A 23,422-nucleotide genomic window follows, 5' to 3' on the forward strand; every position below is an offset into this window, starting at 1 on the left:
CCGGCTTAGATCCTCGTCTGCGCCATGTTTGGCACGGCGCTATGCCAGTCGGGGGAAGCATGAGGCGCTCGCCTTTTGGGATTGATCAGACTGTCGCCCCTGCCGGGGGCGTGCTTGCAAAATCGAGCCTACTGCGATGTTCCGGCGAGAGTGATAATGCGGCGGCACCAAGGTTGCTCCGCGCCTGCTCAAGTGTGCGCGGTCCGATGAGCGGAACGGCGCCATGCCCCATGGCCCAAGCGATGGCGACGCGGTCCGGGCTGGTGTCGAGTTCCTGCGCAATTGCCAGCACAGCATCAACCGTTGCAGTACGAATTGCGCTATCTTCCACCTGGAAGACGCGGCCGCCAAAGCCTTCCTTCCGGCCGGTCTCACCATTGCGATACTTGCCGGTCAGTACGCCTCCGCCAAGCGGCGACCAGGTGACGGGAGCGATGCCGAGCGCGTGGCATGCCGGGAACAGGTCGGTCTCCGGATTGCGGTGCACAAGACTGTGCTCGAACTGGGCAGAGGCAATCGGCACCGCACTTGTAAGCGCGGCGATCGTCGCAGCATGTGCCAGTCGCCACGCGGGGAAATTGGAGAGCCCGGCATAGAGGATCTTGCCGGCGCGGGCGAGATCGTCGAGGCCGCGCACGATCTCTTCCGACGGCGTGGCCGTGTCCGGATGGTGAACCCAGTAGAGGTCGATCCGGTCGGTCTTGAGGCGCTTGAGGCTAGCTTCTACCGAGGCGACCATCGCCTTGCGGCTGTTGCCCGTGACGAGGCGATTCGGCGCAGATACGGCGCCGTTGGCAAACTTGGTCGCCAGCACGAAATCCTCGCGGCGCCCCTTCAGGAGATCGCCGACGATCTCCTCGGACTGGCCGAACTGATAGACATCGGCGGTGTCGATGAAATTACCGCCAGCCTCGACATAAACGTTGAAGATGGCTCGCGCGGCGTCGGCATCGGCGCCATAGCCCCAGCCGGTGCCGAAATTGCCGGTGCCAAGTGCAAGGTTCGAAACTTGAAGGCCGGTGTGGCCGAAGGTCACGTAGTCCATGTTCGTATCTCCGTGTCGACCGCTCAGGCGGCGAGGAAGGCCCTGGCCTTTTCGAGAAAAGCTTCATGATATTGGAAGATGCCGCCGTGTCCGGCGTCGGGGTACAGGACGAGCTCGGCGCCGGGGATGCGCTGCGCGAGTTCGCGCGAATTTTCGGTCGGGACCATGATGTCGTGATCGCCGTTGGCAACGAGAACCGGCTGACGGATCGTCTCCAACGGTTGCTGCGCCTGCAGCCCCCACGCCTCAATCGCCTTGAGCTGCCGTCCGAACGCGCTGAGCCCAACGTTCTTGTCGCGATCCGCCTTGCGCATCTTCAAGCGGTTTAGAAATGCCTTGCCAGCGCTGCGGCTCTGTCCACTCGCCGTGAAGAACAGATAGGTCTTAGGGTCGCGGAAGGTCAGGAGTCCCTTCAGGATCAAGGGCCAGGAAACCGAACCGACCTTCTCGATACCGGTACCGCCGGCAGGGCCGGTGCCTGCCAATATCGCCCGCCGCACCAGATCAGGTGTGTCGAGCAGGATCTGCTGTGCGACGAAGCCGCCGAGCGAGAAACCGATCAGATCGACCTGCTCGAGTCCGAGCGAGCGGATCGCCGCGATCATGTCCGCCGCCATCGCCGCGACGGTCAGCGGCGGTTTGCCACCGGATGCGCCGATCCCGCGATAATTTATGGCATAGACGGGCCTGTCAGCAGCTAGTCCCGTGACGATGGGCGGATCGAAATTGTCGAGGTTCGCACCCCAGTGGTTGAGCATCACCACCGGCACGCCCGCTTCCGGTCCGAGGCGGCGATAGGCAAACCGTGTGCCTGCCACCTCGATGTGGCGGGTCTGAACTGTGTTCCAGTCCTCCTGGCGCTGTGTCATGATCCGCCACCGCCCTTCAGACTGACGACGACCTTTCCCTTGGCGCGGCCTTTATCGACATAAGTCATGGCTTCATTCAACTTCCCGAACGGAAAAGTACGATCGACCACCGGACGGATCGTCCCATCCTCGATCAATGTCGCAATCTCGCCGAGTTGCCCGCCATCGGCGCGCATGAACAAGAACGAATAGTCGACACCCACACGCCGGGCTTTTCGGCGAATACCGGCACTCATCAGGCGCAGGACAAGGCGAAGCAAGGCGTTCAGCCCCTGCGCCCGTGCAAAGGTCGGGTCGGGTGGCCCCGAAATCGAGATCAGTTGGCCGCCGGGTTTGAGCACCTTGAGCGAAGCCTCCAGCGTCTTGGCATCAAGACTGTTGAGCACGACATCGTAGCCCGACAGCATCGCCGAGAAATCCTGCGTCCTGTAATCGATCACCACGTCCGCGCCGAGGCTACGCACCAAGTCGGTATTTGCCGCGCTGGTCGTGGTCGCGACGGTGGCGCCAAGATGTTTGGCAAGCTGGATCGCGATCGTGCCGACGCCGCCCGATCCGGCGTGGATCAGGATCTTCTGCCCGGCCTTCAGGCGCGCCCGTTCGACCAGCACCTGCCAGACGGTAAGCGCGACCAGCGGCAGCGAGGCGGCCTCTTCCATCGAAAGGCTAGCTGGCTTGTGGGCCAGATCGGCCTCGTCGACCGTGATGCGCTCGGCAAAAGTGCCGATCTTACCATCGCGAGGACGGGCATAGACGGCATCGCCCGGTTTGAAGCGCCGCACGGCGGAGCCCACCGACAGGACAACCCCAGCCAGATCATGGCCCAGCACGAAAGGCGGCTTGTACGGCAGGATCGGCTTGAACGCGCCGTCGCGGATCTTGCTGTCGAGCTGGTTGAGCCCGGTCGCTCGGATTTCGACCAACACCTCGTCGGAGCCGGGCACCGGCTCGGGCAGATCGCCAAGGCGAAGGGGCTGCCCCTTGCCGTAGCGGTCCAGAATATAGGCCTTCATGGCATTTTCTCCCTGTAGTCGATCACGCCGCCGTATCGGCGTTCGCTACAGGGTAATCGATGTACCCCTCTGCGCCGCCACCGTAGAGGGTGGCGGGATCGATCTCGGCCAGTGCAGCACCGTATTTCAGGCGTTCCACCAGGTCGGGATTGGCGATGAAAGGCCGCCCGAAGGCGATCAGGTCGGCTTCGCCCTTCGCCAAATGCCCCTCGGCCAGAGTGTGATCGAAGCCGTTGTTGGCGATGTAGGTGTTGCGGAACGCCTTGCGCAGTGCTGCGAAATCGAAGGGCGCAACGTCGCGCGGGCCACCGGTCGCGCCTTCGACAACATGGATATAGGCAATGTCCAGCTTATCCAGCTGGGCCACGATATAGTCGAACTGCGCCTGCGGATTGCTGGACGAAATGCCATTGGCGGGCGACACGGGAGACAGGCGGATGCCGGTGCGGTTCTGGCCGATCTCTCCGGCCACCGCCGCCACGACCTCGATCATCAGCCGGGCCCGGTTCTCGACCGAGCCGCCATAGCTGTCGCTGCGCTGGTTGGCGCCGTCCTTGGCAAACTGGTCGAGCAAGTAGCCGTTGGCGCCATGAACCTCCACGCCGTCGAACCCGGCCGCTATCGCATTAGCGGCGGCCTGACGGAAGCTATCGACGATGCCGGGGATCTCATTGAGTTCCAGCGCGCGCGGCTCGGACACATCGGCAAAGCCATTGTTCACGAACGTCTTGGTCTCCGCCCGCATAGCCGAGGGCGCTACGGGCGCTTCGCCGCCATGGAGATCGACATGGCTGATCCGTCCGACATGCCACAGCTGCACGAAGATACGGCCACCCTTGGCATGGACGGCATCGGTCACCTTGCGCCAGCCGGCGATCTGTTCGGGCGTGTAGAGGCCGGGGGTGTCCTGATAGCCCTGCGCCTGCGCCGACACCTGCGTCGCCTCGGTGATGATCAGCCCGGCGCTGGCGCGCTGGGCATAGTACTCAGCCGCAAATTCGCTTGGCACCAAGCCTGCACCTGCGCGATTGCGGGTCAGCGGGGCCATCACGACGCGGTTGGCGAGCGTGATATCGCCGAGGTCATAGGTCGAGAAAAGTGTGGTGCCGGTCATAAGCGGTCGTCCCTTCGTATCTATATGGTGAAAGTTCAGGCGACGTAGCGTGATGCGGGCTGCGTCGTGCCGAAGCCGGGGAGCATCGCCTTGCGGGCGCCATCAAAGGCATCCCACAACCTGCCATCATGCAAAGGCGGGATGGTGACGCCCTCGCGCTTGTCGAAGCCGACCAGCGCCGCATCGACCAGATCGTTCACGTCCATCATGGGCGGCAGGTTCGCCTCGTCGGCACCGGCACGCCCCCACAATTCCGTGCGGGTCGCGGCAGGAAGTACCGCCTGAACATACACGCCCTTTGGCCCAAGCTCCAACGCCAGTCCCTGCGACAGGAACAACACGAACGCCTTGGTTGCCCCGTAGACCGACATACCCAGTTCCGGTGCCAGTCCCACGACCGAACCGATGTTGATGATCGCGCCATCCCCGCGCGCGGCCAGGCGGGGGGCCACTGCACTGGCGAGGCGCGTCACCGATGTCGTGTTGAGCGCGATCAGCTGCGTGATCGCGTCCGTGGGCTGATCGACGAAGCTGCCGTTCAGACCAGCACCTGCGTTGTTGAGGAGGATGCTGATCCGATCGTCATCGCGCAGCCGCGCCTCCACCGCCGCGATCTCATCGGCGCGGGTCAGGTCGGCAGGCAGGATGTCGATCGACACGCCAGTCTGCGCGCGCAGGCCGGTCGCCAGCGCCTCCATGCGGGCGGCGTCGCGCGCGACCAACACCAGATCGTGGCCGCGCCGGGCGAACCGATCGGCATATGTGGCACCGATCCCGGTCGAAGCGCCGGTGATAAGAACGGCAGGTTTGGTCATCGCATTGCCCTTTTTCCAGAAAATCACTATATTCATGATGATCATCGCGTTTCTATAAATGTGATGGCCATCATGAAAGTGTCAATGGGGACCGTGGAGATTTTTCGATGAGAGTCAGTCGTGGGCAGATGGTGGAAAATCGCGTACGCATCCTGCGTGAGGCAAGCCGCTTGTTCCGCGAGCATGGTTTCGCTGCAGTCACCGTAGCCGACGTGATGAAGGCTGCCGGGCAGACGCATGGCGGTTTTTACAGCCACTTCGCCTCGAAGGATGATCTGATCGCGGCGACTGTCGCCGCGGCGATGACGGGCGAAGGCAATGGCATAGCGGATCTGGAAACATGGACGGATGCCTATCTCTCGCCCCTGCACCGCGATCATCCCAACCAGGGGTGCCCGACAGCAAGCCTTGCAGGGCTGATGCGTCAGCAAGCGCCTGCAGCGCGCGGCGCGATGGCAGTTGGGCTAGAGGCGCAAATTGAACGTTTTGCGGCGACGCTCCCCGGCGGCGATCATGCCGAACGCCGCCGCGACGCGATTGGTCGATGGTCGGCAATGGTCGGTGCAGTGGTGTTGGCGCGTGCAGTGGACGATCAGGCACTTTCGGACGAACTTCTTGCCGAGACGCGCTCCTGGCTCGCCGAGAAGGCCACGGCATCAGGAACATCGGCATGAACGTGACGCAGGATCTCGCCGACCTCGACGGCCATGATCAGCTGGCTGCGCTGATCGCGGCCAACCGCCAACCGCCGATCGGCGAGACACTGGAATTCCGGTTGGTCGAACTGGAGCGCGGGCGCGTAGTCTTCGAAGGATCGCCATCACGCAAGGTGTTCAATCCGATCGGCTCGGTCCACGGCGGCTATGTCGCTACCTTGCTCGACAGCGCCTGTGGCTGTGCCGTGCATTCTAGTGATTGGAATCTAACGTTTGGTGCCCGCGCCTGACGGCGGCGATGATTTTGTCAGGATCGGCGGTCCAGACGAAGGGTTTTGGGCTTTCATTGTGCTCGGCCAGGAAGCGGTTGATGGCGGCCTGAAGGTCGACGAGCGAATGGAAGACGCCGCGTTTGAGCCGGCGATTAGTAAGCTTGGCGAAGAAGCCCTCGACGGCGTTGAGCCAGGAGCACGACGTTGGCGTAAAGTGAAAGGTGAAGCGCGGGTGCCGCTCGAGCCACTCGCGGACCTTGGGATGCTTATGGGCAGCGTAGTTGTCGAGGATTACATGGATCGCCTTGCCGGCGGGGACGCGCGCTTCGATCAGATTGAGAAAGCGGATGAATTCCTGGTGGCGATGCCGCTGCATGTTGCGACCGATCACGGTCCCGTCGAGCACATTGAGCGTGGCAAAGAGCGTGGTGGTGCCATTGCGTTTGTAATCATGGGTCATGGTGCCGGCTCGTCCCTTCTTGAGCGGCAGGCCGGGCTGAGATCTGTCGAGGGCCTGGATCTGGCTCTTCTCATCGAACGACAAGACGATCGCGTGGGCGGGCGGCGCTACATAAAGGCCGACGACGTCGCGGAGCTTGTCGATGAACTCAGGATCATTGGAAAGCTTGAACTGCCGAACGCGGTGGGGTTGGAGGCCATGGCCACGCCAGATCCGGTGAACCGAACTGGCGCTGATGCCCGCTTCGCGGGCCATCAGTGAGGCCGTCCAGTGGGTCGTTTCACCGGGCGGCTCCTCATGCGTGCGGGTGACTACCCATGCGACAACCTCTGGGGTCAGAGCAGGGATGCGCGACGGGCGGGTCTTGTCGCGCAGCAGGCCTTCCACCCCTTCCTGCATGAACCGCTCTTGCCAGCGCCACACGCATGTCTTCGACGTGCCTGTCCGGCGCATGATCTCGCTGGTGCCGAGCCCGTTGGCGCTCAGAAGCACGATCTCGGCGCGCCAGGCGTGCTTCTGAGGGGTGTTGCGATCCTTCCATATCCGTTCGAGACGCTCTCGGTCCGCGGAACCCAGGTCGATGACTATACCGCTGCGCATCCCCCTGACTCGCACGGCCGAAGCCTAATGGGAATCCCTAATCGGACTCAAGTGTCAGGCGGCAACCACTAGCCTCCCGGCCGGACAGGGCTACACGACGCTAGAACTCAAGGTGGCCTATCACCGGGCGCTCAGCGAAACGAGCGGTCCAGTTCGCGCAGAAGGAAAGCTGGTAACGCTGGGACGCCGTGTGGGCTTCTCCGAGGCGCGACTGGTCGATGCGCAGGGCAGGTTATGCGCCTCTGCTACCTCAACGTTGCTGGTGTTTCCGATTAAGCACTGAGATTCATGTCCAGCAAGGGTCGAACAATATGGGTCGCTCAGCTCATCAACTGAGCGAGGGGCAAGCGGATGTCGATCGCTAGCCCTTCGGGTCGCCATGCACGTTCGATCGTGCCGCAAAGACCGCAGATCGACGCCTGTTCAAGATGGCTGCCGAAACCCTCGCGTTCGGGTGTGCCGCCCAATTTAGCCGGTAACGTCTCCTGCCAGTGCAACGCCAGGCTCTTGTCTTCCGTGGTGATGTGAATGGCGAGCTCGCCGCCATCAGGCGAGAGTGCGCCATACTTCGCAGCGTTGGTCGCCAGTTCGTGGAACAGCAGGGCAAGCGAGGTCAGCGCGCCCGAACCGACCGGGACGTCGCAACCATGGATCTCGACACGAGGCGCGGCGATCTCGTCATAAGGTGCGAGGATTGCCTCGAGGAGCGCCCTCAATGTGGTCACATTCGCTGCCGGATCGCCCCCGATTTCGGTCAGTGTCAGATTATGGGCACGCGCGAGCGAGGAAATACGCTCCGACAAGTCGGCCTTCAGCTGCTCGACGCTCTCCGCGCCCCGTGCGCTCAATGTGACGAGCCCCGTCGTCAACGCGAACAGGTTCTTAATCCGGTGGTTCATTTCTTGAAGTAGCAGCATCTGCCGTTCGGTCGCCCTGCGGGTCTCGGTGACGTCGCGCGCGATCTTCGAAGCGCCGATGATGCGCCCCTCACGATCCCGGACTGGCGATACCGTCAACGAAATGTCGACCGGCGTACCATCCTTGCGGCGACGCACGGTCTCGAAATGTTCAACCCGCTCGCCCTGCCGTATCTTGCCGATGATCGTTGTCTCTTCGGAAAGGCGATCCTCCGGAATGATGATTGTGATCGGCTGCCCAATCGCTTCGTCGGCGGTGAACCCGAACAACCGTGCGGCACCCGGATTCCACGACGTAATGATGCCATCTAGCGTCTTGCTGAGGATCGCGTCGTCGCTGCTTTCGACGATCGCGGCGAGCCATGCCGCGGCATTCTGGGTTTCGCCGACGGACGCCCCGCCTAACAGCGTGTGCAATGTCTCGATGGCGGTAGAGTCGTCTCTCGATTGCACGTCGACTTTGCTCTGAAGCGTCCCGGGTTTTCCGGAGGCAGTATGGTTTGAGTCAGGCAACCATATCGAGGGTCTCTATGGCTGCATAGTAGTTAGCCTCTGCTTCGGCAGGTGGAATATAGCCGATGGGTCCGAAAAGACGATGTTCGTTGTACCAGTGGACCCAGCCGGCGTTCGAAGCGTCGCTTGTTCAGGAGGAGCCCAATCGGTTCTGGTCGCTTTACGGTGCCGCCAAGGCGGCTAAGCGAGCCGGCAACGGTCAGAGCGCCAAGACCTACTTTCAGAAGCTGCTGGCCATGTCCCCGCACCCTGACCACCCAGAACGGCCGCAGTTGGCAGAGGCGCGCCAGCAAGCAACGCCGTGAAGACGTGTCTACAAGTTCAGACATCCCCGCTCTGCCCCTTAAAAACCCTGCTTAACCGGGAGAGGCGACGATCATGCTGCCGCGCCTCAGACCGCCCTCGCCGCTGCCAGTCCGCAGACGACCAGTTTGCGACATTCCTTGGCCGGTTCTTGAACGTCCGCTCGCTTCGGAACCGGTCGTTCGTTTTAGATCGAGCACGCGGAGGGCTGTCCGCTTCGCATCCAGCCGTTATCATCATGCGGAGGTTTAGGCGCGTTGGTCCTTCTGCATTCACAGCGATAGACTTTTAGACACAGAAAATCGACTATGTCCCGAGTCTCTATTTGAAGGGCTAGGTATCATGAGATCGAAGATCTTTCGTGCCGCATGGCTCCTGGTCGCGCTCTCTGTAGGCCCGGCGTCGGCACAGATGGCCGGGCATGACCATACTTCGATGGAGCGACTTGGCAGCGTCAGCTTCGAGACCTCTTGCAACGCGGAGGCTCAGCCGCGCTTCAATCGCGCTGTGGCGCTCATGCACTCTTTCCAATTTGGCCCGGCGATCGACGGCTACCGCGCAGCACTTGCGGCTGACCCCAGTTGCGCCATCGCCTATTGGGGAATCTCGCTGAGCAGCTGGAGCAACCCGTTTGCCGGATTCAAGTCGCCGTTACAGCTGAAACAGGGCCTCGAGGCGGTCCAGACCGGTCGCGCTCTGAAGGCCAAGACCTCGCGCGAACGTGCTTATATCGAGGCGGTAGCGCACCTCTACATCGACACCGCGATCTTGGACCAGGACGCTCGAACCGTCGCTTACGAACGCGCAATGGAGCGTCTGGCCGCCGACTATCCCAAGGACATCGAAGCCAGGATCTTTTACGCGCTGGCGCTCGCAGCGGCCGCCGATCCGGCCGACAAGACCTACGCCAATCAGCTGAAGTCCGGCGCGATCCTTGAAGGCCTGTTCGCCAAGTACCCCGACCATCCTGGCTTGGCCCACTATATCATCCACGCCTATGACGAGCCGGCCCTGGCGTCACGCGCCGCCGGGGCAGCGAAGCGCTACGGCGCGATCGCGCCCTCGACTCCCCATGCCCTGCACATGCCCTCCCACACCTTCACACGGATCGGCGACTGGCAGGCTTCGATCGACACCAACCTGGCTTCGGCGACCTCGGCGCGGGCCGCCGGTCAACCAGCCGACGAACTGCACGCCAGCGACTACATGATCTACGCCTACCTGCAGACTGGACAGGACAAGGCTGCCGGGCAGCTTGCCGAAGCCTCTGTCCAAGTGTTTTCGCGCTTCGATCCCACTAAAGCCAACGGCGCCGCGCCTGCTTCGGCGGCCTACTACGCCCACGCCGCGATACCGGCGCGCTACGCGCTCGAGCGCCGCGACTGGGCAAGGGCGGCCAGGCTCGAGCCGACGTCGAGCCGCTTTCCCTACGCAGAATCGATCACCTATTTTGCCCGGGGCCTGGGCGCGGCGCACCTGAAAGACGCGGCCGCCGCGCGGTTGGCGATCTCGTCGCTGGACCAGATCCACGTCAAGCTTGTTCAGCAGGGCGAGGGCTATTGGGCAGGGCAGACGGACATTCAGCGGCGGGAAGTTGCTGCAACCCTTGCCTTAGAGGAAGGTCATGTCGTCGAAGCCCTGACGGGCATGCGCCAGGCTGCTGACCTTGAGGACAAGACCCAATTGGCCTCCGTAACGCCCGGACCGTTGGCGCCGGCTCGGGAGATGCTGGGCGAGATGCTATTAGGAGATAACCAGCCGGATGAAGCGCTGGCGGCGTTCGAGGCGTCGCTTGTTCAGGAGCCCAATCGGTTCTGGTCGCTGTACGGTGCCGCCAAGGCGGCTAAGCGAGCCGGCAACGGTCATAGCGCCAAGACCTACTTTCAGAAGCTGCTGGCCATGTCCCCGCACCCTGACCACTCAGAACGGCCGCAGTTGGCAGAGGCGCGCCAGCAAGAAACGCCGTGAAGACGTGTCTACTGGTTCAGACATCCCCGCTCTGCCCCTTAAAAACCTGCTTAACCGGGAGAGACGACGATCATGCTGCCGCGCCTCAGACCGCCGTCGCCGCTTCCGGCGGCATCCGACCCAGCTAAGGTCGTTCCGACGAGGCTAAGGGAATGTCAGATCACGCCATAAGCCGTCGTTCAATGACCCATGAAAAGTCAGACAACAAACGGAAAGTTTCGGGCGAGCAAGTTGCCCTCGCGAACTCGCGTAACGAAGAGGATTTCGAACGAGTCGGTGCGCGAAATACTTTCATGACAAAACGTACCTTCAGAAAGCGCGACCAGCGCCGGCGTCACCACCAGCGCTGGTCAACAAACAAGCTATTTGCAACGCCGAGAAGACCTAGCTTCCGCCCAGGTTCCAAGGAGGTTTTGAAACCTATTGCCGTGCCATAGCCAGGTTAAACTTGTCCTCCGCCGTAATGAGGTGATCGTGATCGTCGTTGCCGATGTCGATCTGCACCCAATTGATCGTGCCGTTGAAGCGGTTCCCTGTGGGGCCATAGTCCGGCGATGCAGGCGATCCGGTATCGCCGCCGACATCGCAGGCTTCGTCAGCGGAATAGCCCATGGGCTGCGATTTATCGACGCGGCCCTTACCTACCGCTTTGCCGTCGTAGTAAAGCGTGATGTCGCCGCCCTTGGCGAGGCCGCCCCCGTCATAGGCGAACTCCATGCGAAGCTGGTGGGCGCCAGGAGGGATCGCGGCTTCGGCCTCGGTGAAATAATGTTCGATCCCAAAGAAGTTGTAGCAGTACTTCAGTTTGCCGTCCTTGGCATAGAGCGTCCAGCCGCCGACGCTGCCGCCCTGCGTGATGATAACCCCGTTCGCTCCGTCATCAGGAATGACGACATCGGCGGTCACCGAATGAGACTTGTTCTTGAGCGTGAGTACGCATGCCTCGCTCACCCGCATCCCCGGAAACAGCAACTGGGAATTGCCGGAGATAAGTTGCGGGCGGCCGGCAATGTCGGGATTGATGCGTTCGAACCCGCGATCGTCTAGCGGAATGACGTTGTACTTGGTCGCCTCGACCAGCCACAACCTCTGCAGCTCGGCGAGCTTGGCGGGATTCTGTCCGGCAAGGTTGTCGGTCTGGGTCCAGTCGTCGGGACCGTAAAGCTCCCAGATATCGTCGTCGAAGGGACCGGGCTGGTCGGCTTTCCACGGAGTGCGGTGCTTGGTCGCAGCAGTCCAGCCCTGGTGATAGAGGCCGCGATTGCCCATCATCTCGAAGTACTGGAGATCGTGAATCTCCGGTGCCTTTAGATCGTTGAAGGTCGGCACCATAGAGAAACCCTCGAGCGGTGCCTGGGCGATGCCGTTCACGAACACCGGTTCGGGTAGTCCGCAGACTTCAAGGATCGTCTTTGCCACGTCGATGACGTGATGGAACTGGCTGCGGATTTCGCCCTTTGCCTTGATCCCGTTCGGCCAGTGGACAACCGTGCCGTTGCGGGTTCCGCCCCAGTGTGAGGCAACCTGCTTCGTCCATTGATAGGGTGCGCAAAGGGCGTGCGCCCAACCCACCGCATAGTGGTTGTAGGCTTTAGGGGTGCCGAAATCGGCGATCTTGCTGCGCAGGAAGTCTACCGTCTCGATCGCCGGCATGCCGTTGAGCGTCGTCATCTCGTTGAAGCAGCCGTTGATGGTGCCTTCGGCCGATGCGCCGTTGTCGCCGACAATGAGATAGATCAACGTGTCGTCCAGGATACCGAGGTCTTCCAGTGAATCCAGCAGGCGACCGATCTCGTGGTCGGTCTGCTCCATGAAACCGGCATAGATCTCCATTTGACGGGCAAGCACGGGCTTCAGGTCATCGGGCATGTCATCCCAGGCAGGGATTTCGTCATGGCGTCTGGTGAGTTCGGAATTTTGGGAAATGACGCCGAGCTTCTTTTGCCGGGCAATGGTTTCCTCGCGCAGTTGATCCCATCCGCCGTCGAACTTGCCCTTGTACTTGTCTGACCACTCGTGCGGCACGTGATGCGGGGCGTGAGTGGCGCCAGGCGCATAGTAGGTAAAGAACGGCTTGTCGGGCATCAGTGCCTTCTGCTGGCGGATCCACTTGATCGCGTGATCGGCGAGATCACGGTTGAGCGTATAGCCTTCCTCCGGCGTGCTGGGCGGCTCGACAGCCGTGGTGCCTTCGTAAAGGCCGGGATAATACTGGTTCGCCTCGCCCCCGACGAAGCCGTAGAAGTATTCGAATCCCGACCCGGTCGGCCATTGGGTGAAAGGACCGACCGGCGAAACCTCCCAGTAAGGCACCTCGTGGCACTTGCCGAACTGCGCGGTCGAGTAGCCGTTTAGCTTCATCGTTTCCGCAAGAGCGGCCTTTTCCTTGGGGCGGATGCTGTTGTTGCCCGGCGCCGAAGTAGCCATTTCGGTGATGGCGCCCATGCCTACCGAATGATGGTTGCGGCCTGTCAGCAGTGCCGCACGCGTGGGCGAGCACAGCGCAGTGGTGTGGAAGCGCGTATACTTGAGCCCGCCCTTTGCCAGCTTCTCGAAGTTGGGGGTGTGGCAGGGGCCGCCGAAGACTGATGACGATCCAAATCCGGCATCGTCGACCAGCAGGATCAGGACATTCGGCGCACCCTTGGGCGGCCGCAGCGCGGTGATCGGCGGGTACTTCGTCGCCGGATCGCGAGCGTCATAAGTGGTAATTCCGACATGCTTCGAATCTGGCATCGGAAGGATATGACGGGGCAGATCGTCGCGGATTGCAGGCATGGAAGGGCTCCCGGGTGCGGAAATCTTCTCGTACGCTACGTCCTGACGGTTTCGATCGGCACTAGGGTTTTCCAGCGGAAACCCTCGGAAAACCATCGGGCTGCCAATCCGACCAATCAACGGCCAGAATCGCATGCAGTTTGCTGAAGTGCTGCCAAGCGCGCCTTCGATATGCCACATGGCTACCAGCGCTTTACCTCTTCCAGAGGCTTCCTGGGGGGATCACCGGGTTTTTCCCGATGGCGATTTCCCGACCTCGGTGAGAGGTTCGCCCCTCCTCGCCTTGCCTCACGGCGCCGCATCGCTGGCGAGACCTTGAGCCGGAAAAATGCATCCCAAGACCAGGAGTCGAACGATGACCCTCACCGAATATTCCCCCGGAGCCGCATTTCCCGGCCGCATGGGCCGCACGGTGGACGAATCGGAGCCTGCCTGGCCTGCGCCCGAACGCGCAAAGCCGGGCGCGCCCAATGTCCTGTTCATCGTTATCGACGACACCGGATTCGGCCAGCTAGGCTGCTACGGAGGGCTGATCGACACTCCGAACATAAATAAGCTCGCCAGGAACGGCCTGCTCTACACCAACATGCACACCACCGCGTTGTGCAGCCCGAGCCGCTCGTGCTTCATCACCGGGCGCAACCACCATTCGAACGCGATGTCGTGCATCACCGAAGGATCGACCGGCTTCCCCGGTGGCAACGGCGCGATTCCCTTCGAAAATGGCTTCATGTCGGAAATGCTGCGCCAGCAGGGCTATTCGACGCTGTGCATCGGCAAGTGGCACCTGACGCCGGCCGAACAGATCAGCGCCGCCGGCCCCTATGACCGCTGGCCGCTGGGCCGGGGCTTCGACCGCTACTACGGCTTCCTCGGCGGTGACACGCATCAGTATTATCCCGACCTCGTCTACGACAACCATCAGGTGGAGCCGCCGCGCACGCCGGAGGAAGGCTATCACCTGACCGAGGACCTCGCGGACAAGGCCATCGCCTTCATTGCCGATCTCAAGCAGGTCGCCCCAGACAAGCCGTTCTTCATGTATTTTGCGCCGGGCGCCAACCACGCGCCGCACCACGTTCACAAGGAATGGGCCGACAAGTACAAAGGCAAGTTCGACGACGGTTGGGACGCCTACCGCGAGAAGGCCTTCGCCAACCAGAAGAAGGCGGGCATCATGCCCGAGCACGCCGTGCTCTCGCGTCACGACCCCGACGTGCAGGACTGGAACGCCCTGTCCGCCGACGAACGCCAGCTCTATGCGCGAATGATGGAAGTTTTCGCCGGCTTCTGCGAGCACATGGACCATCACGTCGGCCGCCTGGTAGACTTCCTCGAGAAGATGGGCCAGCTCGACAACACGCTCATCATGTTCGTGTCCGACAACGGCGCCAGCTCGGAAGGCGGGCCGAACGGCTCGGTGAACGAGAACAAGTTCTTCAACAACGTCCCCGACGACCTGGCGCAGAACCTTGCCGCGCTCGACGATCTCGGCGGGCCGAAGTACTTCAACCACTATGCTTGGGGCTGGACTCATGCGGGCAACACTCCGTTCCGCCGCTGGAAGCGCGAGACCTACCGGGGCGGCGTATCCGATCCGCTGATCGTCCACTGGCCGCAAGGCATCAAGGCGCGCGGCGAGCTGCGCCACCAGTTCACCCACGCCATCGACCTCGTGCCCACCGTTCTGGAGGCGCTCGACATCGAGGCTCCGGCCACAATCAAGGGCGTTACGCAGTCCCCGGTCGAGGGGATCAGCTTCGCCTATAGCTTCGACGACGCGAGGGCCGAGGAGCGCCACAAGACCCAGTACTTCGAAATGTTCGCCCACCGCTCGATCTATCACGACGGCTGGCGCGCGGTATGCCCGGTGCCGGGCACATCCTTTGTCGAATCGGGCACCTTCTTCGGGATGATGACGCTCACCGAAGACAAGCTGCGCGAACTCGATGCCAGCGGCTGGGAACTCTACAACCTGAAGGACGATCCCACCGAATCGAACAACCTTGCGACGAGCAACCGGGGCAAGCTGATCGAGATGATCGCCATCTGGTACACCGAGGCAGGCAAGTACAACGTCCTGCCGCTAGACAGCCGGGGTACCCTGCGCTTTGCCGACGAACGCCCGGCGCTGACCAAGGACCGCGAGAGCTACACCTATTATCCGGGCACGCAGCAGATTCCGGAAAACGTCGCGGCCAAGCTGCTCAACCGTGCGCACAGCCTCACGGCGGAAGTGGAAATTCCGGCGGGCGGAGCGGAAGGGGTGCTCATCTGCCACGGCGGAAACGTCGGCGGCTACACGCTGTTCGTGAAGGACGGGAAGCTCCAATACGTCCACAACTACGTGGGGGCGGAGGAATTCCGCGCGGTCTCCAACGTGGACGTGCCCGAGGGCAAGGTGGAACTGCGCTACGAATTCGAACCCAGCGGCCAGCCCGATCTCAAGGCTGGCAAAGGCTCGCCGGGCAAGGGGCAGCTCTACATCGACGGCAAGCTGGTGGGCGAAGTGCAGATGCCTTACACGGTACCGCTCGCGCTGGGCATCGGCAGCGGCATCTTCATCGGCCGCAATGGCGGCTCATCGGTGAGCGAACTCTATGGCCCGCCGTTCGAGTTCACCGGAACCATTCATCAGGTGACAGCCGACATCACCGGCAAGCTCATCGTCGACACCGAGGAACAGGAACGCGCCTTCGCCTCGATCGCGATGGCCCGGCAATAGGTTCGATCCGGAGTAAACGGGACAACGACCACCGCAAGCGGCCTCTGTGGTAGTCGTTGCCTCCGAGCGATCCCACCATACCTGAGTTGCGAGTGCTGCTTGTTTTGTCAGCAGGCGAACCCGCCTCGCAAGCTGATTACATGACAGGCGGCAGTGGCCCCAATTTACTTGGTACGCAAAACGTTGGGCAGCTTGTAGTTGCGTCCAGCAGCGGGGCGGTCGGAATGTATATACGCACCATCTGCGCAAACTGATCGCGGGATGCTGAGAGCTGATTAGCTCGTGCTGCTCGCTGAACTCCGAAAGGCGCCGTTGCGTGTTCCAAGGGCGACCGCATTGAGCCGCGAGAGGCGGCCTTTGGCTCAAATCCGTCATTCTGGGTCGGGCCCATAACGGCGGTTTTGTCGCAAGCGCCCGTATCCGGCTCCCCACCGGGAACGGGCGCCATCGGGTTCAGATCTCGGTATTCTCGGCGAGGGCGAGAGCATCCTCCACGTCGATTCCAAGGTAGCGAACTGTATTCTCGATCTTGCTATGGCCGAGCAAGATTTGAACGGCGCGAAGGTTGCCGGTGGCCCTGTAGATTATCGATGCCTTCGTTCGGCGAAGTGAGTGCGTACCATACTCGCTTCGCATGAGACCGACACCTGTAACCCATTCGTCGACAAGCCGGGCATACTGGCGAGTGCTGAGATGACCGTTATGATCTACCCTGCTGGGAAAGACATAATCGTCCACTGTGCCGCCCCGCCGATCCAGCCAAGCCAGCAGGCTTGCCCGAGCGTCCGGGAGAAGCTCGAACTGAACGGGCCGGCCCGTTTTTTGTTGCATCACGATTGCCCGCGTTCGGATCTGTCCGCCGCTGACAATGTCGCCGATCTTCATCTGCACCAGGTCGCAGCCCCGAAGCTTGCTATCGATCGCCAGATCGAAAAGCGCCCGATCTCGCAGGCGCCGGTGCTGATTGAGGTAAAAACGGATTTCCCAGATCTGCTTTGGTTTCAGAGCCCGCTTTGCCCCCACGGTCCTTCCGGCATTCCAAACCGGGCGCTTAGCGGTGGTGAGTTCGGTTTCAGACATCTCCATGGTCGTTCTCCTATGGCCACATTAGCCACCTTCAGAACGCTTGCGGGCGAGGTCGCGGGCGAATGGCTCTGCGGTTTGCGACCAGGTTTGGTCGTTGCGTCTGGTTGGCGCGAGCGTCTGCTTTCCTCAAGTCCGGTCATCGCAAGCAATTTCTCCGTCCAGACGAGATCGGTCATTTAACAGCAGTTATTGGACCGGCGCTGGCTAGCTGCTATATCACTGCGGTCGCGGATCGCCGGGGGGCTTCTGGGACTCTTGCTTACAGCACCCTCCATCAACCGGTGACGTTCAGAAGTGCCGACTAGTAACGACAACGCGGGCATCAGCCCACCTGCAAATGAAGACCATCGCCTCGCTGCCCTGCGCCGGCATGGTATCCTCGATACTCCGCGTGATCCAAGGTTCGATCGCATTGTAGCACTGGTGCAGAACATCTGCAGCGTGCCCATCGCGCTAGTGAGCTTGGTCGATGACAATCGGCAATGGTTCAAGGCCAAGTGCGGCGTTGAGATCGACCAGACCCCCCGTGACACATCGGTGTGCGCCCTGGCCATCGAGCAGTCCGGCATCTTTCAGATCGAGGATCTGTCGGTCGATGCCCGTACCAGCGCAATGTCCCTGGTGACGGGTGACGCGCACTTGCGGTTTTACGCTGGTGCACCGCTTGTCACACGAGATGGGTTTGCGCTGGGAAGCTTGTGCGCAATCGACACGGTTCCTCGGAACGAAGGACTTAGCCCAGCCCAGAGCGAAGCCCTGATGCTGCTGGCTGAACAGGTCATCGATTTGATCGAAAATGACGACGCGCTTCGGGAGCGGGATCATGCTCTGGCGCTTGATCAGGCAGCACGTCGCAATCAGGAAACCGAGGATCGCTACCAGGCTATTGTCGATTCCGCGATCGACAGCGCCATTATCGCAATGGACGCCAGTGGCATGGTCACCAGTTGGAGTGCTGGTGCCGAGCGCATCTTTGGCTGGAGCGCCGCCGAGATGTGCGGCAATCCTGCCGACCGCTTCTTCACATCTGAAGACTGTGCCGCCGGGGTTCCGGATCGTGAATTTCGAATAGCCCGAAAGGAAGGGCGCGCCTCTGATGAGCGCTGGCATCTGCGTAAGGATGGAAGCCGGTTCTACGCGCACGGCGCGATGACGCCCCTCATCGGGGCCGATAGCCCAGGGTTCGTGAAAGCCGTACGCGACATCACCGTCGAGCACGAAACGAAGATCGCGCTGGAGGCTGCACGTCGGACCGCTGAGATCGTCACCACGGCAGCACGGCTAGGGACCTACGATTACGACGTAGAGCTCGATACGCTGACTTGGGACGATGGTTGCCGCGCATTATTCGGCATGCCCCCCGGTGCACCGGTGAGCTATGCGGAAGCGTTCCTCGCTGGTGTTCATCCCGAGGATCGTTCTTCCGCCAATGCGGCCGTGCAAGCAGCGCTGGACCCGCTCGGCGCTGGCATGTTCGAGACAGAATACCGGACGATCGGTATCGAAGACGGCAAACTGCGTTATCTCTCGGCGCGCGGACAGGGATTTTTTGAGGAAGGCAAGGCCATCCGCCTGATTGGCACGGTGCATGACGTTACCGACGCTCGTTTGGCTGAGGCCAAGCTGCACGAAACCGATCAACGCTTGCGTCTGGCTAATCGCGCGACCAACGATGCCATTTGGGACTGGGATCTGGTTCGCAATCACGTGACCTGGAACGAGGCGATCGAGCGCGCCTATGGGCATAGACTGTCGGATGTAGAGCCGACGGGAGATTGGTGGATCGACCATATCCAAGCGGACGATCGCGGCCGCATCGAGCATAGCATCCACGCTGTCATCGATGATGGCGCTACCGATTGGATGGATGAGTACCGGTTCCAGCGAGCAGATGGCACTTATGCCGATGTACGCGACCGTGGCTTCGTTCTACGAGACCCGGTAGGCAAACCCTTGCGCATGATTGGGGCAATGCTTGATCAAAGCGAGCGCGTGGCTATGGAACGCGAGCTTCAGGCTAAAGCCACGCAACTCGCTGATCAGGTTGATGTCACCGTCGCCGAACTTCAGCGCTTGTGGAATGCTTCCCCCGACTTGATCGTCGTCGCAACTCCAGAAGGCGTTTACACACAGGCGAATCCTGCTTGGATGACGATCCTGGGCTACGAAGAGCGCGATGTGGTCGGCCATGCCGCGACCGACTTCCTTCATCCTGACGATTTCGAGCAAACGGCGCGAGCGCTAGCCGTCGCCCAGGTGGGGGAATTGCCGCCCTATATCTGCCGGTTTCGGCACAAGGATGGCACGTACCGATGGATCTCGTGGGCAGCGGCTCCCGACCGTGGAGAAATCTTTGCGATCGGACGCGATGTCACCGCGTCTCGCGACGCTGACGAGGTTCTCAGGCAGACCGAAGACGCTCTGCGGCAATCGCAGAAAGTGGAAGCCGTCGGCCAGCTCACCGGCGGCGTGGCGCATGACTTCAACAATCTGCTCACCGTGATCCGGGGATCAGTTGATCTGCTGCGCCGCCCGGGACTGAGCGATGAGAAGCGCGTGCGCTATGTCGATGCAATCGCTGATACCGCCGATCGCGCTACCAAGCTGACCAGCCAGTTGCTCGCCTTCGCGCGGCGGCAGACGCTGCAACCGCAAATATTCGATGCCTCGGCCAGTATCGCGGCGCTGCAAGGCATGTTGAGGACCCTGACAGGTTCGCGGGTCGAGATGCAGTACGATCTGACGGACCAACCTGCTCTCGTGATGGCTGATCCTAGCCAGTTCGATACGGCCGTGGTCAATATGGCCGTCAACGCCCGCGACGCGATGGACGGAGAAGGCCGTCTGACCATAACCGTCAAGGTGGCGGCTGAGATCCCCGCCTTGCGCCGCCATCCCGCAGTCCGCTCACGGCATGTTGCGATTTCCATTTCTGACACCGGCTCGGGTATTCTGGAAAACCAGATGGAAAAAATCTTCGAACCTTTCTTCACCACCAAGGGTGTGGGTCACGGTACGGGTCTGGGACTGAGCCAGGTGTTTGGCTTTGCCAAACAATCTGAAGGCGATGTCGCCGTCGACAGTGAGGTCGGACGCGGAACGACCTTTACGCTTTATCTTCCCTTCGCAACCGCAGAAAAGCCAGCCACCGATGGCGATCAGCCGCGGGTTCAGCCGGTCGAGCCAGGCATGTGCGTACTCGTCGTCGAGGATAACCGCGAGGTCGGCGAATTTGCGACCCAGGCGCTCGCCGAACTTGGCCTCGGCTCCCACTGGGTCGCGAATGCCGATGCCGCGATTGCTGAACTTCGACAGGCACCAGATCGTTACGATGTCGTATTTACCGACGTCGTCATGCCGGGCCGATCCGGCATCGAACTTGCCGAAGAGATTGCTCAGGAATATCCAGCACTGCCGGTCGTCCTGACCAGTGGTTACAGTCATGTGCTGGCGCAAGAAGGCACCAAGGGCCTTCACCTGCTGCGCAAACCATACTCGATGGACGAGTTGGCTGGCGTACTCGCGCAGGCAACCAGCGGCCATGTCTCTGACGAAGAATAAGCCGCTGGGAGGCTCTGGTTCCGCTCACTCGGCGTCGAGAACCTCTGCTATTTTCGCGGCCAGCTGGTCGATACCGAAGGGTTTGGGTAGGAAATTCGTGCCGGGGTCCAGCACCCCGTTATGCACCACGGCGTTGCGGGTGTAGCCGGTGGTGTAAACGACCTTGAGCTTCGGCAGCAGGTCCTTCGCCAGATCGGCCAGTTGGCGACCAGTCATGCCGGGCATCACGATGTCAGTGAAGAGCAACGTAACATCCTGCCCGGCCTGGATCATTCCCAGCGCCTCAGGACCGTTCGCTGCATGCAGAACGGTGTAGCCAAGCTCTCGCAGGGTATCGACCGAGTTGTTGCGGACTCGCTCCTCGTCCTCGACCACCAGAATGATTTCCGTAGGCAGGCCCTGCCGCACTGGCGTGGCGATGCGGCGGACTGCCGGCGTTTCCTCGCCCCAAAAGCGGGGAAGGTAAAGCTTGAACGTCGTGCCATGGCCAGGCTCGGTATAGATACGAACGTTACCGCCAGACTGACGCGCAAAGCCGAATACCTGACTCAAGCCAAGCCCAGTGCCCTTTCCGGTGGGCTTAGTCGTGAAGAACGGGTCGAACGCCTTCGCTAGCACCTCGGGCGTCATGCCGGCTCCCGTATCCGTCACGGCGATCTGCACATATTGGCCGGGGGGAATCTCCGCCTCGCGTGCATAAGCATCGTCGACATGCGCGTTGCAGGTCTCAAGCGTGAGTTTGCCGCCCTCAGGCATTGCGTCTCGCGCGTTGACCGCCAGATTGACGATAACATTTTCCAGCTCGGTTGGATCGGCCTTTGCCTTCCAAAGACCTGCGCCCAGGATGGTTTCCAGCTGCACCAGCTCGCCAAGCGATCGGGTTAGCATGTCCGAAAGGCCCGCGATGAGCCGGTTCGAATCAATGGCCTCGGGCGATAGCGGCTGCTGACGTGAAAAGGCGAGCAGCCGCTGCGTCAGGGTAGCCGCGCGGGTGGCGCCCTCCATTGCACCGTCGAGGTATTTGGTGACGTCCGCTTCTCCACGCGCCAGCCTGCGCTGAGCAAGATTGAGCCCGCCGATGACGATCGCGAGCATATTGTTGAAGTCGTGCGCGATGCCGCCGGTAAGCTGGCCAAGCGAATCCATTTTCTGAAGCTGACGAAGCTGGCTCTCGGCCGTGGTGCGCCGCTCTGATTCCGCTTGGATCTCCGTGCTTGCCTCTTCCAGTTCGACATTTTGCTGATCAACGCGCTGGCTCAGCCGCATCAGCGCCTCTGCGCGTTCGACCGCCAGCCACGTCAGTTCGGCCACTTCCCTGACGAGGGATATTTCTGCCGGCGTCCAATGGCGCACCTCAGCGTGATGAAGATAGATACCGGCCTGCCACCGCCCAGCATCCATCAAGGGTACACACAGCCCGGCAAGCACGCCGGTCTCAGCATATGGTTTGAGATCGCCTCCATTGTCGTATCGGCTGTCGCTAAACACCAGCGTCTTTCCCTGGCGCCTTTGGCGTTCGGCCCTTTCTCCAAACGCTCTAACAGGTTGGACGCCAGTTAGCGCCGTCAGCGTGCCGTCGGTCCAGCTTTCGCCATGCCGCATTTGTTTGACCCCGAGGAGGCGATAGAACCCGGCCCGGTGGACGCCTAGTCGCTCACCTAGCGCCTGCGAGGAGATGCGGATGATCGTTTCGGGATCATTCGAGATCCTTTGCCGGGTCGTCAGATCCACGACGAAATCGCGCTCAACCTTAGCAGTGAGAAGTGCGAGCTCGGAGGTCATTCGGTCAGTGATATCGTAGCTTACGCCGGGAAATCTCTCACAGCACCCGTCAGGGCCAGCGATGCAGCGCCCTTGCGCCGATACCCAGCGAACGCTTCCATCCTTATGCAGCAGGCGATATTCTGAAATGAAGCTGCCGCACTGCTCGACAGCCGCAGCTACCTCCGCTTCTACCCGCGCAATATCATCAGGATGAATGCCGGCGAAGAATTGGCTGATCGAGGCGCCCTCAGCTGCCGCAGCCGGATCAATGCCATATAGGGTCGCAAACCTCGTGTCCGCAGTCACAAGGTTCGCTCTCACGTCCCAGTCCCATGTGCCGATGCTGTTGCCCGCTGACAGCGCAAGGTCCAATCGTTCGTCGGCGGCTTTCCGCTCCCGCTCGGCGACAACGCGCGATGTCGTTTCGCTGGTGACGTTCAGCAGGCCAGCAACAGCACCGTCATCGTCGAAGACAGGGGAGTAGGTGAAGGTCCACCAGCTTTCTTCAGCGACCCCTTCGCGGCTAAGGTCGAGCCGCATGTCGGTCATGGTGCAATTCTCGCCAGTCAAGGTAGCCTGCACCAAAGGTTCGATTTCGTCCCAGATGCTGGCCCAGACCTCCCGGAATGGCTCACCCATGGCATTTTCGGCTCGATAGCCCAGGATAGGGCGATAGGCATCGTTATAGAAACAGAGCAGTTCCGGCCCCCAGGCCAGAAACATCGGAGTCGGGCAAGCGAGCATCATAGCAACGGTGGAACGCAGCGCAGTCGGCCAGGAACTGTGCGCGCCCAGCGACGTGTTGGCCCACTGTTTTTCTGCAATCTCGCGCTCTGTCAGGCTGATATTCATCGCACCATCTTCTGAATTTTTTCGCTCATAGCATGGGTTCGCCCAGAAGCGAGTTTGTCGCCGTTTCATCGGAATGCCAGATCGCACACGGCTTTAACCACTTGCTTCGGC

General features: G+C 61.4%; 17 protein-coding genes. 7 read left to right on the forward strand and 10 right to left on the reverse strand.

The features are described from left to right. Nucleotides 1–85: 85 nt before the first annotated feature. The 5 genes from EDF57_RS24005 to EDF57_RS24025 all read right to left on the reverse strand — a co-directional run bounded on the left by EDF57_RS24005 (nucleotide 86) and on the right by EDF57_RS24025 (nucleotide 4,901). On the reverse strand, nucleotides 86–1,045 hold the full coding sequence (locus EDF57_RS24005; protein ID WP_134096188.1) for an aldo/keto reductase: 960 nt from the start codon (nucleotides 1,043–1,045) through the stop codon (nucleotides 86–88). A gap of 23 nt (nucleotides 1,046–1,068) precedes the next feature. Further along, complete coding sequence (locus EDF57_RS24010) at nucleotides 1,069–1,914, reverse strand: alpha/beta hydrolase (RefSeq protein ID WP_134096189.1); 846 nt, start codon at nucleotides 1,912–1,914, stop codon at nucleotides 1,069–1,071. Then, nucleotides 1,911–2,858: an NADP-dependent oxidoreductase gene (locus tag EDF57_RS24015; RefSeq protein ID WP_208324948.1), complete on the reverse strand. Its 948-nt coding sequence runs from the start codon at nucleotides 2,856–2,858 to the stop codon at nucleotides 1,911–1,913. The genes EDF57_RS24010 and EDF57_RS24015 overlap by 4 nt, the downstream gene beginning before the upstream one ends. A 91-nt stretch (nucleotides 2,859–2,949) precedes the next feature. After that, nucleotides 2,950–4,041: an alkene reductase gene (locus EDF57_RS24020; RefSeq protein WP_134096191.1), complete on the reverse strand. Its 1,092-nt coding sequence runs from the start codon at nucleotides 4,039–4,041 to the stop codon at nucleotides 2,950–2,952. A gap of 35 nt (nucleotides 4,042–4,076) precedes the next feature. Continuing rightward, nucleotides 4,077–4,901, reverse strand: coding sequence for an SDR family oxidoreductase (locus tag EDF57_RS24025; protein ID WP_347876968.1), 825 nt, complete (start codon nucleotides 4,899–4,901; stop codon nucleotides 4,077–4,079). Nucleotides 4,902–4,963: 62 nt separating this feature from the next. Between EDF57_RS24025 and EDF57_RS24030 the strand changes: the two genes are divergently transcribed. Next, entirely contained in the window at nucleotides 4,964–5,530 is a 567-nt protein-coding gene (locus EDF57_RS24030; RefSeq protein WP_134096192.1) for a TetR/AcrR family transcriptional regulator, read from the forward strand. Beyond that, nucleotides 5,527–5,802, forward strand: a complete 276-nt coding sequence (locus tag EDF57_RS25875) for a PaaI family thioesterase (protein ID WP_208324949.1) — start codon at nucleotides 5,527–5,529, stop codon at nucleotides 5,800–5,802. The genes EDF57_RS24030 and EDF57_RS25875 overlap by 4 nt, the downstream gene beginning before the upstream one ends. On the opposite strand, the gene EDF57_RS24040 is transcribed toward EDF57_RS25875, so the two are convergent. Continuing rightward, a complete protein-coding gene (locus EDF57_RS24040; protein WP_134096193.1) occupies nucleotides 5,765–6,844 on the reverse strand; it encodes an IS630 family transposase in 1,080 nt (359 codons plus the stop codon). The two genes, EDF57_RS25875 and EDF57_RS24040, sit on opposite strands and share 38 nt — an antisense overlap. 40 nt (nucleotides 6,845–6,884) lie before the next feature. Here EDF57_RS24040 and EDF57_RS24045 point away from each other — a divergent pair, with 40 nt between their 5' ends. Next, the gene (locus EDF57_RS24045; protein WP_134096207.1) at nucleotides 6,885–7,127 is read left to right on the forward strand and encodes a hotdog fold thioesterase; all 243 of its coding nucleotides are present in this window, start codon (nucleotides 6,885–6,887) and stop codon (nucleotides 7,125–7,127) included. Between the two features lie 37 nt (nucleotides 7,128–7,164). Here the strand turns inward: EDF57_RS24045 and EDF57_RS24050 are convergent, their stop codons facing one another. Then, complete coding sequence (locus EDF57_RS24050; protein ID WP_243841273.1) at nucleotides 7,165–8,214, reverse strand: PAS domain S-box protein; 1,050 nt, start codon at nucleotides 8,212–8,214, stop codon at nucleotides 7,165–7,167. Between the two features lie 149 nt (nucleotides 8,215–8,363). Here EDF57_RS24050 and EDF57_RS24055 point away from each other — a divergent pair, with 149 nt between their 5' ends. Both EDF57_RS24055 and EDF57_RS24060 read left to right on the forward strand, forming a co-directional pair. Further along, a complete protein-coding gene (locus EDF57_RS24055) occupies nucleotides 8,364–8,579 on the forward strand; it encodes a hypothetical protein (RefSeq protein ID WP_134096194.1) in 216 nt (71 codons plus the stop codon). 340 nt (nucleotides 8,580–8,919) lie between these two features. After that, nucleotides 8,920–10,545, forward strand: a complete 1,626-nt coding sequence (locus EDF57_RS24060) for a hypothetical protein (RefSeq protein ID WP_134096195.1) — start codon at nucleotides 8,920–8,922, stop codon at nucleotides 10,543–10,545. A 420-nt stretch (nucleotides 10,546–10,965) separates the two neighbouring features. Here the strand turns inward: EDF57_RS24060 and EDF57_RS24065 are convergent, their stop codons facing one another. Continuing rightward, nucleotides 10,966–13,503, reverse strand: coding sequence for an arylsulfatase (locus tag EDF57_RS24065; protein ID WP_279587457.1), 2,538 nt, complete (start codon nucleotides 13,501–13,503; stop codon nucleotides 10,966–10,968). A gap of 175 nt (nucleotides 13,504–13,678) precedes the next feature. Here EDF57_RS24065 and EDF57_RS24070 point away from each other — a divergent pair, with 175 nt between their 5' ends. Beyond that, nucleotides 13,679–16,048 carry an arylsulfatase gene (locus tag EDF57_RS24070; protein ID WP_134096196.1) on the forward strand — a complete coding sequence of 790 codons (2,370 nt, stop codon included), beginning with the start codon at nucleotides 13,679–13,681 and terminating at the stop codon, nucleotides 16,046–16,048. Between the two features lie 453 nt (nucleotides 16,049–16,501). Here the strand turns inward: EDF57_RS24070 and EDF57_RS24075 are convergent, their stop codons facing one another. Next, complete coding sequence (locus EDF57_RS24075) at nucleotides 16,502–17,134, reverse strand: tyrosine-type recombinase/integrase (RefSeq protein ID WP_134096197.1); 633 nt, start codon at nucleotides 17,132–17,134, stop codon at nucleotides 16,502–16,504. 294 nt (nucleotides 17,135–17,428) lie between these two features. On the opposite strand from EDF57_RS24075, the gene EDF57_RS24080 reads away from it, so the two are divergent. Then, on the forward strand, nucleotides 17,429–20,695 hold the full coding sequence (locus tag EDF57_RS24080; RefSeq protein WP_134096198.1) for a PAS domain-containing protein: 3,267 nt from the start codon (nucleotides 17,429–17,431) through the stop codon (nucleotides 20,693–20,695). A 24-nt stretch (nucleotides 20,696–20,719) separates the two neighbouring features. Here the strand turns inward: EDF57_RS24080 and EDF57_RS24085 are convergent, their stop codons facing one another. Beyond that, entirely contained in the window at nucleotides 20,720–23,311 is a 2,592-nt protein-coding gene (locus tag EDF57_RS24085; protein ID WP_166675385.1) for an ATP-binding protein, read from the reverse strand. Between the last annotated feature and the right edge of the window lie 111 nt (nucleotides 23,312–23,422).

The organism is Novosphingobium sp. PhB55, from assembly GCF_004368805.1.
Taxonomy (GTDB): domain Bacteria; phylum Pseudomonadota; class Alphaproteobacteria; order Sphingomonadales; family Sphingomonadaceae; genus Novosphingobium.